Here is a 3,507-nt window from a genome sequence, read left to right as displayed (position 1 = left end):
GGCGCGAGGATGGGGCGCCGTCGGTCGGGAGGGGCGGGCCTCCCCAGCCCGCCCCAGCAGCATGTCCCCGCATCGAACGAGTGCGCCATGTGACATCCGCCGATCGAATGACCACGGAACGTCACCGGGTTCGGCCTGCCCGGCCTGTGGATAACTCCGACGCTGTCGGTCCCGGCCCCTATCGTGGAGGCAGTGGTCGAGGGACGACGTACGGGGGACGGGACTATGGGCGGGATGGGCGGTATCAGCGAGATGCCAGGGATCACCGGGACACCGGACGCGAGCGACAGCGAGGCACTGGCCACGCTGCACCGGGTCTTCGGTTACGACGCCTTCCGCGGCGAGCAGGAAGAGATCATCGAGCATGTGGTGGCCGGCGGGGACGCCGTCGTCCTCATGCCCACCGGCGGCGGCAAGTCGCTGTGCTACCAGATTCCGTCCCTGGTCAGACCCGGCACAGGCATCGTCGTCTCCCCGCTCATCGCGCTCATGCAGGACCAGGTGGACGCGCTCAGGGCGCTCGGCGTGCGCGCCGGGTTCATGAACTCCACGCAGGACTTCGACGAGCGCCGCGTGGTGGAGGCCGAGTTCCTCGCCGGAGAGCTCGACCTGCTCTACCTCGCGCCGGAGCGGCTGCGCCTCGACGCCACGCAGGACCTGCTGTCCCGGGGCAAGATCGCCGTCTTCGCCATCGACGAGGCGCACTGCGTCTCCCAGTGGGGCCACGACTTCCGCCCGGACTACCTGACGCTGTCGGTGCTCGGCCGACGCTGGCCCGACGTCCCGAGGATCGCCCTCACCGCCACGGCCACCGCCGCCACGCACGAGGAGATCACCCAGCGGCTCGACATGCCGACGGCCCGGCACTTCGTGGCGAGCTTCGACCGGCCCAACATCCAGTACCGGATCGTCCCCAAGGCCGACCCCAAGAAGCAGCTCCTCGCCTTCCTGCGCGAGGAGCACCCCGGCGACGCGGGCATCGTCTACTGCCTCTCCCGCAAGTCGGTGGAGGCCACCGCCGAGTTCCTCTCCCGCAACGGCATCGAGGCGGTCCCGTACCACGCGGGCCTGGACGCGGGCACCCGCGCCGCCCACCAGTCCCGCTTCCTGCGCGAGGACGGCCTGGTTGTGGTGGCGACCATCGCCTTCGGCATGGGCATCGACAAGCCGGACGTCCGCTTCGTGGCCCACCTCGACCTGCCCAAGTCGGTCGAGGGCTACTACCAGGAGACGGGCCGCGCCGGGCGCGACGGACTGCCGTCCACGGCCTGGATGGCCTATGGCCTCAACGACGTCATCCAGCAGCGCAAGATGATCCAGTCGAGCGAGGGCGACGAGGCCTTCCGGCGCCGGGCCGCCGCCCACCTCGACTCCATGCTCGCGCTGTGCGAGACCGCGCAGTGCAGGCGCGGGCAGCTGCTGAACTACTTCGGCCAGGACCCCGAGCCCACCGGCTGCGGCAACTGCGACACCTGCCTCACCCCGCCCGAGACCTGGGACGGCACGGTCGCGGCCCAGAAGGTGCTGTCGACGATCGTGCGGCTCCAGCGGGAGCGGGGGCAGAAGTTCGGGGCGGTGCAGATCGTCGACATCCTGCTCGGCAAGCGCACGGCCAAGGTCATCCAGTTCGACCACGACCAGCTGTCCGTGTTCGGCATCGGCGAGGAGCTCTCCGAGGGCGAATGGCGAGGTGTCGTCCGGCAGTTGCTGGCCCAGGGCCTGCTCGCGGTCGAGGGGGACTACGGCACGCTGGTGCTGACCGAGGCGAGCGGGGCGGTGCTGCGGCGGGAGCGGGAGGTGCCGCTGCGCAAGGAGCCGAAGAAGCCGGTGAGCGCCAAGGCGAGCTCGTCCTCCTCCGGGCGGGGCAAGGCCAAGGCCGCGGTCGCCGAGCTGCCCGAGGCGCTGGTGCCGGCCTTCGAGGCACTGCGGGCCTGGCGCGCCGAACAGGCCCGCGAACAGGGCGTCCCGGCGTACGTCATCTTCCACGACGCCACGCTCAGGGAGATCGTCACGGCCTGGCCGACCTCGGTGCAGCAGCTCGGCGGAGTCAGCGGGGTCGGCGAGAAGAAGCTGCTGACCTACGGCGAGGGCGTGATCGGTGTGCTGGCCGGACTCGCGGACGGCGGTCCGGCCACGCAGACCCCCGGCCGGACCGACGACGCGGACCCCGGGGCCGACCACTGGCCCGAGATGGACGCGGAGCCGGAGCCCGAGGACGACTGGATGTGACCGCCACCGGGCCGGGTGAGGTGCCGGGCCGCACCTCACCCGACGTCACAGGGCCCGGGCCGCATACGCCCTGACGGCCGAGGCCGAATCCGAGCCGAGTCCGTCGTCGCCGTGACCAGGGCCGCGCGATCAGCCCCCACCGGACCGGCGGCCAGGGGCCGACCCCTTACGCCAGCGCCGACAGACCCGGCCCGAAAACGATCAGCAGCGGCAGCAACGGCACCAGGGCGGCCGTCGCCGACGTCAGCGCCCGGTGCCTGCGCAGCAGTCGCGGTGGCGGCTCCAGCAGTCGGTCCACGCGTTCGCCCAGCAGGCGGTGACTGGACGCGCACGACAGCACGCCCCGGTGCTGGTTCAGCTCGATCAGCGCCAGGGCCGTCGTCAGGTGGCCGCACCGCCGCGACGCCGTGTCGTCCGCCGCCAGTTCCACCAACCGGTGTGTCTGGTCGCAGAAGTGGGCGAACAGCGGCACCCGCGGGAACCCCGTGGCCAGTGCGGTCGAGAGGTGGAGCAGCCAGTCGTGGCGGGCCCGCGCGTGTCCGCGCTCGTGGGTGAGGACCGCGTCCAGCTGATGGTCGGTCAGGCGGTGCAGCGCGCCCGTCGTCACGATCAGCTGCGGCGGGTTCCCGGGCATCCACCAGGCGTCCGGGTACTCGTCCTCCAGCACCAGCAGCGGACCGCGCGTCGCCGTCCCGAGCCCGGCCGGCAGATCCGGCGCGCGCTCCCGCAGATGCTCACGGGCCAGCCCCCGGCGCCGACGGGCCTCGACCAGCTCACGGGCCAGCATCGCCGTGGTCCACGCGGCCCCGGCGGCCAGCAGCAGGGTCGAGAGGACCGCCCACACCGGCGCGGCCGACAGGTCGTAGGCCGCGGTCACGGCCGGCGGCGCCGGGGCGAACACATGGTCGCGGACCGTGTGGAAGACCGCCGCCGCGCCCAGCACCAGCGCGGTCAGGCAGCACAGCAGCACCGTGGCGACCAGGCACTGCCACACCCACAGCCCGACCACCGGTTCCCGTTCGGGCCACGCGGCCCGGGTGAGCGCGCGCGGCACCGGCACGGCGGCCGCCACGGCGACGGTGCTCAGCAGGAGCAGGCAGAGTGTCATGCCACGGGCTCCGGATCCTGATCGGAGACAGGGGAGGGTGGGGCTGTGCGGTGAGGCGCTGCTGGGCGGCCGGCACGTCGTCCACGTGTGCCGCCCGCCGCCAGTATGCCGTGAGCGGAGGCACCGCGGCAGGACTCGTGCGGTCCCGGACGCCTCACACGTCCCCGGAC

At 72.7% G+C, this 3,507-nt stretch carries 2 protein-coding genes; one reads left to right on the top strand and one right to left on the bottom strand.

Translation table 11 applies throughout. The features are described 5' to 3' along the window. Positions 1-225 precede the first annotated feature (225 nt). The gene (gene recQ, locus EHS43_RS40310; RefSeq protein WP_125195508.1) at positions 226-2,229 is read left to right on the top strand and encodes a DNA helicase RecQ; all 2,004 of its coding nucleotides are present in this window, start codon (positions 226-228) and stop codon (positions 2,227-2,229) included. Between the two features lie 166 nt (positions 2,230-2,395). On the opposite strand, the gene EHS43_RS40305 is transcribed toward recQ, so the two are convergent. Next, the gene (locus tag EHS43_RS40305; RefSeq protein ID WP_125195507.1) at positions 2,396-3,337 is read right to left on the bottom strand and encodes a M56 family metallopeptidase; all 942 of its coding nucleotides are present in this window, start codon (positions 3,335-3,337) and stop codon (positions 2,396-2,398) included. Positions 3,338-3,507: the final 170 nt, after the last annotated feature.

Source organism: Streptomyces sp. RP5T, from assembly GCF_003933965.1.
Lineage (GTDB): Bacteria > Actinomycetota > Actinomycetes > Streptomycetales > Streptomycetaceae > Streptomyces.
The sequence above is the reverse complement of the archived record's forward strand: the minus strand, read 5'-3'. Positions and strand labels throughout refer to the sequence as shown.

What these genes read in the sequence shown, in the direction of transcription:
- recQ (WP_125195508.1), top strand. Translation starts at nt 226, where the DNA reads ATGGGCGGGATGGGCGGTATCAGCGAGATGCCAGGGATCACCGGGACA.
- EHS43_RS40305 (WP_125195507.1), bottom strand. Translation starts at nt 3,337, where the DNA reads ATGACACTCTGCCTGCTCCTGCTGAGCACCGTCGCCGTGGCGGCCGCC.